The following is a 6,319-nucleotide window of genomic DNA, read 5'->3' as shown; positions in this document are numbered from 1 at the left end:
GCTCGCCGTCGCGCACGCGCAGCAGGCCGACGCGCCACAGCGGGCCGCGGCGCAGGTCGAACGGGGTGTCGAGCAGGGGCTGCAGATCGAACGCGGCGAGCGCGACCGGCTGCGGCGGCTGGATGAACTGGCGCGGCGTGCCGTCGTCGGCCAGGTCGAACCGGGTGCGCAGCGGCTCATGGCGCGCCGCCAGCGCGTCGAGCGCAGCCTGCAGTGCGACGGTGTCGAGCACGCCGCGCAACGTCAGCCCGAAGCGCACGTGGTACGCCGAGCTGCCCGGATCGAGCTGCCACAGGAACCACTGGCGCTGCTGCGCGTGCGACAGCGGCAGCGGTCCGGCGCGGCGTGCCGCGCCGAGCACCGGGATCGTCGACCGGCGTGTGCCGCTGTCGCCTGCCTGTCGCACGCGCGCGGCGAGCTCGGCCAGCCGCGGCGCCTCGAACACATCGCGCGGCGCGAAGCCGATGTGCCAGCGCTCGGCAATGCGCGCGGCCAGTTGCACCGCGGCGAGCGAATTGCCACCGCTCGCGAAGAACTGCGCATCGCGCGCCGGCGGTGCGGCGTGGCCGAGCACCTCCTGCCACAGCACGGCGACGGCGGCTTCGGCATCGTCGAGCGGCACTGCCGGTGCCTCGTCGACGCCGCTGTCGCCGCTGACGAAGCGACCGTGCGCGAACACCGCGAACGCATCCAGCGTGCCCTGCTCGAACCCCAGCCGGCAGGCGCGCCGCTGCAGCTTGCCGCTGGAGGTCTTCGGCAGCGCACCCGGATTCAGCAGCAGCGCCACCGACACCGCCTCGCGGCACGCGCCGGCACACGCCTCGCCGAGCGCTTGCACCAGCGCCGCGGCCGGCACGCGCTTCTGCATCGCGCGCGACACCTCGACCGCAACGCCGACGCCCTCGCCACCGCCCGGCAGCTCGACCGCGAACGCGGCGACGCGGCCGGAGCGCACGGCGTCGACCTCCGCCTCGATCGCGCGCTCGATGTCCTGCGGGTAGACGTTCTGGCCGCGCAGGATGATCAGGTCCTTCAGCCGGCCGGTGACATGCAGTTCGCCGTCGCGCACGAAGCCGAGGTCGCCGGTGCGCAGCCAGCGCTGGCCGCCGCGTTCGACGAAGGTCGTCTGCGTCTCTTCCAGCCGCTGCCAGTAGCCCTGCGCGATGCTCGGGCCGGCGGCGCAGATCTCGCCGACCTGGCCGTCGGGGTGCACCGCGAGCGTCTGCGGGTCGACGATCTCGACGCAGTGGCCGCTCGGCACGCGGCCGCTGYTGACCAGCGTGATCGCATCGTCGCCCGTGCCGTCACTCGCCTGCCCCGCCCCGAGCGCCGACACCGAGAACGGCTGCGCGACCATCCCCCGCCCCCTTGCCGCGCCGCTGACGAACAGCGTCGCCTCCGCGAGCCCGTAGCACGGGAACACCGAGCGCTGATCGAAGCACGCCGGCGCGAAGCGCTCGACGAACGCTCGCAGCGTGTCGTGCCGCACCGGCTCGGCACCGCTGAAGGCCACGCGCCAGCTCGACAGGTCGAGTGCGCCGATCGCCGCGTCCTTCACCCGCTCGACGCACAGCCGGTACGCAAAGTCCGGCGCACCGCTGATGCTGCCGCGGTGCCGCGCGATCGCCTCCAGCCAGCGCACCGGCCGCTCCAGGAAGAACTGCGGCGTCAGCAGGACAGTCGGGATGCCGCGGTGCAGCGGCTGCAGCAGCCCGCCGATCAGCCCCATGTCGTGGTACAGCGGCAGCCAGCTGACGAACACGTCGTCGGCGCCGACCTCGAAGCCCGCGCCGATCGCCCGCTCGTTGGCCATCAGGTTGCCGTGGCTGACCATCACGCCCTTCGGCGCCGAGGTGGAGCCGGAGGTGTACTGCAGGAAGGCGATGTCACTGTCGTGCGGCGCGTGCGGGCGCCACGCCGCGGCGAGCGCGGCATCGTCGGCGGCATCGAGTTCGTCGATCGCGATCGGCTCGGCAGCACCGAAGCCGCTGCCGATCATCGCCAGCGTCGCGCGCGTCGCGAGCAGCGCCGCCGGCTGCGCGTCGTGCGCGATGCCGGCCAGCCGCGCCAGGTGCTGCGGCCGCGCCGATTCGGGCGGAAACGCCGGCACCGCGATCAGCCCCGCATGCAGGCATGCGAGGAAGGCCACCACGTAGCGGTCGTCGTTGTCGAGCAGCAGCAGCACACGCTCCCCGGGCGCGAAGCGGCGCTGCAGCCGCGCGGCCAGCGCACGCACGCGCAGCGCGAGCTCGGCATAGCGGATCGGCGTGTCGAGCGTGGCACCGTCGGCCGCGCTGACGATCACCAGCGCGGTGTCGTCGGGCCGCTCGGCGGCAAGGCGCTGCAGGTGGTCGACGAAATTGCGGGGAGCGTTCATCGGGACAGGTCCTGGTCGAGGTTGCCGTGCGGTTCGGCCATCGCGACCACCACCTTGCGCGGGCCCTTGAACGGCGCGCGCGCATGCGCGGCCAGCATGTTGTCGAGCATCAGCACGTCGCCGGCCTGCCAGCGGAACGACACCGTCTGCGCGGCCAGCACCGCGCGCACCTCGTCGAGCATCGCGTCGGGGATGGCCGAGCCGTCGGCGAAGCAGGCGTTGCGCGGCATCTCGTCGGCGCCCAGCAGTTCCTCCAGCGATTCGCGCACCTCCGGCTGCAGGTTCGAGACGTGGAACAGGTGGGCCTGGTTGAACCACACCGTCTCGCCGGTGCGCGGGTGCACGGCGGTGGCCTGGCACAGCTGCGTGGTGCGCAGCCCGCCGTCGGGCTTCCATTCGAAGCGGATGCCGGAGCGCGTGCACCAGGCCTCGACCTCGGCGCGTTCGCTGGTGTTGAACACCTGCTGCCACGGCACGTCGAACTCGCCGTAGTTGCGCACGTACAGCACGCCGGGCGCGAAGCGGCGGCGGATCGCCTCGGGCATGTGGCGCCAGATCGCGCGGCTGTCGGCGATCGGCGTCTCGCCGCCCTCGGGCGCGGCGGTGACGCAGTGGAACCAGATCTTCATCGGCCACTCGCGGGTGTAGGCCTGCTCGTTGTGCAGCGGGATGTGCTGGTGCGCCGGGTATTCGGTGGAGGTGTAGACCCCGCCACCGACCGCGCTGCGTGGCGTCGAGCCGAACTCGTAGGCGAGCAGCGGGTGGCCGAAGGCCGCGGCGAACGCGCGGAAGGCATCGACGCTCGGCACCTCGAAGCCGCGCAGCAGCACGCCGCCGATGCGGCTCAGCAGCGCCTCGCTGTCGGCGCGCATCGGTGCGAAGGCATCGAGCAGCGCCTCACCGGGGCGCGATGGCGTGATCAGGGCCGGCAACGGCGGCCGGTCCAGGTTCGACAGGTCGGTCATGGAAGATCCCTTTCAGGACGGCAGCGGTTCGAACCGCAGCGCCTGCATCTCGTGGACGAGCGCGGCCAGCAGCTGCGGCTCGCTCTGGCGGATGAAGAAATGCCCGCCGTCGAGCCAGGTCAGCGAGAACAGCGTGCGGGCCTCGCGGCGCCAGGCAGCGAGGCGCGACGCGTCGATGTCGTCCTGGCGGCCGCCGAAGGCGTGGATCGGCATGTCGAGCGGCCCGCTCCTCACGTCCGGAACGCTCGCGCAGACGCGGTAGTCGGCGCGCAGGGCATCGAGCGTGATGTGCAGCATCTCGGGGCTTGCGAACACCTCCTCCGGCGTGCCGCCCTGGCGGCGCAGGTCGGCGATCAGCTGCGCGTCGGTGTCCTTGTTGGCGAAGCGCTGCGGGTCACGCTGCGACGGGGCCGGGCAGCCGCTGACGAACAGCGCCGCCGGGGCCGGCAGCCCGCGTTCGCGCAGGCGCTGCGCGATGCCCCAGGCCAGCAGGCCACCCATGCTGTGGCCGAACAGCATGAAGCTGCTGGCCGTCGTCATCGCGGCCGACTGCTCGTCGCACAGGCCCGCCACCAACGCGGCGAACGATTCGACGAACGGCTCGCCCAGGCGGCTGCCGCGACCGGGCAGCTCGACCGGCACGACCTGCACCCACGGCGGCAGCGAACGCCGCCAGCGCAGGTACATCGTCGCGCTGGCGCCGGCGCACGGCAGGCAYAGCAGGCGGACGCCGGCGTGCATCAGCGCGGCGCCGCGGCCTGCTCGTCCATCCAGCGGCGCAGCGACAGCGGTCGCATGTCGGTCCACGCCGCATCGACGAACGCGAGCACCGTCTTCTTGTCACCGCTGGCGCCGGGCACCGCGGTCCAGCCGGGTGGCACGGCCTTCCAGTGCGGCCAGATGGAATATTGATCCTCGTGGTTGACGAGGACGATGAAGGTTTCGTCGTCGCGGTCGAAGCAGCTGGTGGACATGGCAAGGCCCGTGGTTCGCGCAGTGATGCGCCTTGCCTTCCATGACGAGCCGGCCGCGGCTTTGTTCAGCGCCGCGTGGCGATCGGGTCAGTGCGGGAGCCCGTCGTCGTCGTGCGCCGGCGGCACGAGCCCGCTCAGCAGCCACAGCCGCGAGGCCTGCGCGTGCGCGGTGCGGTGCCGCGGGTCGGCCTCGAGCCAGCGCGCGAGCGCCTCGTGGTCGGCTTCGCTCAGCGGCTGCTCGTGCGCCTTCATCACCCACTCCCAGGCGGACTGCATGGCGAGCGCCTGCGCGGGGTCTTCACGGTCCTGATCGGGGTTCATCGGCGGGCGGCGCGCGCGGGCGCGCACGGGGCTGGCAGTGGAAACCGCCGATTCTAGGAGGCCGTCATTCCGCCTCGAGCAGGTGCCGGCAGTGCGCCAGGGCCTGGACCGCATCGCGGATCATCGTGTTGACCAGCGCCGCCGACACGCCCAGCCGCTCGCCGATCGCGCGCTGCGTCATGCCGCCCATGCGGTACAGCTCGAAGGCCTGGCGCGTGCGCGACGGCAGGCGGCCGAGCGCCTCGTCGACGATCACCAGGTTCTGCCGGCTGATCGCGTACTGCTCCGGCGTGCCCTGCGGCGCCGCGACGTGCTCGCCGCTCTCGGCGTCGGCGAACACGCCGGCCTCGAGCATCATGCGGCGCCGGCAATCGATCGCCAGGTTGCGCACCACCTGGAAGCAGTAGCCGATCGGCTGCTGCACCGCCAAGCCGTGCGACACGTCGGACAGTTTGAGAAAGGCCTCCTGCACCACGTCCTCGGCCAGCTCGCGCCGCCCGGTGATCTTGTGGGCCAGGCCTTGCAGCTTGGCCCGGTGCGCGAGAAAGGCTCCACCGAGCCCTGCGGCAGGCTCATGGTTGGTGATCGACACGCTCTACCCCCTGGTGCTCATCGTTATTAGTTGAGAATCATTCTCATTTTCCACGATCACGTCAAGGCTTCGCGAATGACCCTGCAACGACTGGCATGAAGGCTTGCGTCATCCGGTGGTCATCGTCCAGGCGGCATGGGTTCGTTCAGAATGCGTGCCTTGTCCTTGCGGTGAACCCTGGCGAAAACAAGCGATGCGCGTCCTGCTGGTGGAAGACGACCGGATGATCGGCGCGGCCGTGCAGCAGGCGCTGTCCGATGCCGCCTATGCAGTGGACTGGACCACCGACGGCGAGCAGGCCCTGGCCGCCGCGCTGGCGCAGGCCTATGACCTCGTGCTGCTCGACCTCGGCCTGCCGCGGCGCGACGGCATCGACGTGCTGCGCCAGCTGCGCGCGCGCGATGCCCGCGTGCCGATCCTGATCGTCACCGCGCGCGACGAGGTCGAAGACCGCATCGCCGGCCTCGACCTCGGCGCGGACGACTACGTGCTGAAGCCCTTCGACGTGCAGGAGCTGCTCGCGCGCATGCGTGCCGTGGTGCGCCGGCAAGGCGGCTCGGCGTCGCCCTTGCTGACCAACGGCGCGATCACGCTCGATCCGGTGACGCGCGACGTGAGCTTCGAGGGCCGCAGCGCCGCCCTCTCCGGCCGCGAGTTCACGTTGCTGCAGGCGCTGCTGGTGCGCCCCGGCGCGATCCTCTCGCGCCAGGAGCTCGAGGAGCGAATCTACGGCTGGAACGAGGAGGTCGAGAGCAACACCGTCGAAGTGCTGATCCACGGCATCCGCCGCAAGCTCGGCCCCGCGGTGATCCGCAACGTGCGCGGCGTCGGCTGGCGCGTGGACCGCGCGGCATGACTGTCATCGCCCCATGAGGAACTCGCTGCAGTTCCGCCTGTCGCTGTGGATGGCCGTGCTGCTGCTGGCCACCGCGGTCGCGGCCGGCGCGGTGTCGTTCTTCTGGGCGCTGCACGAGGCCAACGAGCTGCAGGACGACCTGCTCGAGCAGACCGCCGCGCTGGTGCTGGCCGGCCAGCTCGCGATCAACCCGGTCGAGCCGACGGCCACGCCGGGCGCGCCGCGGCCGAGCGT

General features: G+C 72.0%; 7 protein-coding genes and 1 pseudogene. 2 read left to right on the top strand and 6 right to left on the bottom strand.

Features of this window, described 5'->3' with window-relative positions; translation table 11 throughout:
• From AC1D1T_RS29165 to AC1D1T_RS29140, 6 genes are all read right to left on the bottom strand, one after another.
• On the bottom strand, positions 1 to 2,377 hold a 2,377-nt coding region (locus tag AC1D1T_RS29165; RefSeq protein WP_477993001.1), incomplete at its 3' end, for an AMP-binding protein.
• Positions 2,374 to 3,342, bottom strand: coding sequence for a TauD/TfdA family dioxygenase (locus AC1D1T_RS29160; protein ID WP_477828023.1), 969 nt, complete (start codon positions 3,340 to 3,342; stop codon positions 2,374 to 2,376). The genes AC1D1T_RS29160 and AC1D1T_RS29165, both read right to left, overlap by 4 nt.
• 12 nt (positions 3,343 to 3,354) lie before the next feature.
• Complete coding sequence (locus tag AC1D1T_RS29155; protein ID WP_477829052.1) at positions 3,355 to 4,083, bottom strand: thioesterase II family protein; 729 nt, start codon at positions 4,081 to 4,083, stop codon at positions 3,355 to 3,357.
• Positions 4,083 to 4,316, bottom strand: a complete 234-nt coding sequence (locus AC1D1T_RS29150) for an MbtH family protein (protein ID WP_047507974.1) — start codon at positions 4,314 to 4,316, stop codon at positions 4,083 to 4,085. The genes AC1D1T_RS29155 and AC1D1T_RS29150 overlap by 1 nt, the downstream gene beginning before the upstream one ends.
• An 87-nt stretch (positions 4,317 to 4,403) precedes the next feature.
• Positions 4,404 to 4,637 (bottom strand): FecR/PupR family sigma factor regulator, encoded by a 234-nt coding sequence (locus AC1D1T_RS29145; RefSeq protein WP_047507972.1) that lies wholly within the window; start codon positions 4,635 to 4,637, stop codon positions 4,404 to 4,406.
• A 64-nt stretch (positions 4,638 to 4,701) separates the two neighbouring features.
• Complete coding sequence (locus AC1D1T_RS29140; RefSeq protein ID WP_465114574.1) at positions 4,702 to 5,229, bottom strand: sigma-70 family RNA polymerase sigma factor; 528 nt, start codon at positions 5,227 to 5,229, stop codon at positions 4,702 to 4,704.
• A gap of 193 nt (positions 5,230 to 5,422) precedes the next feature.
• On the opposite strand from AC1D1T_RS29140, the gene AC1D1T_RS29135 reads away from it, so the two are divergent.
• Together AC1D1T_RS29135 and AC1D1T_RS29130 are read left to right on the top strand one after the other, a co-directional pair.
• A complete protein-coding gene (locus AC1D1T_RS29135) occupies positions 5,423 to 6,085 on the top strand; it encodes a response regulator transcription factor (RefSeq protein ID WP_465114575.1) in 663 nt (220 codons plus the stop codon).
• A gap of 13 nt (positions 6,086 to 6,098) precedes the next feature.
• A pseudogene (locus tag AC1D1T_RS29130) lies at positions 6,099 to 6,319 on the top strand (two-component sensor histidine kinase); the annotation flags it as partial.

It is taken from the genome of Rhizobacter sp. P2_H3, from assembly GCF_056403355.1.
The sequence above is the reverse complement of the archived record's forward strand: the minus strand, read 5'-3'. Positions and strand labels throughout refer to the sequence as shown.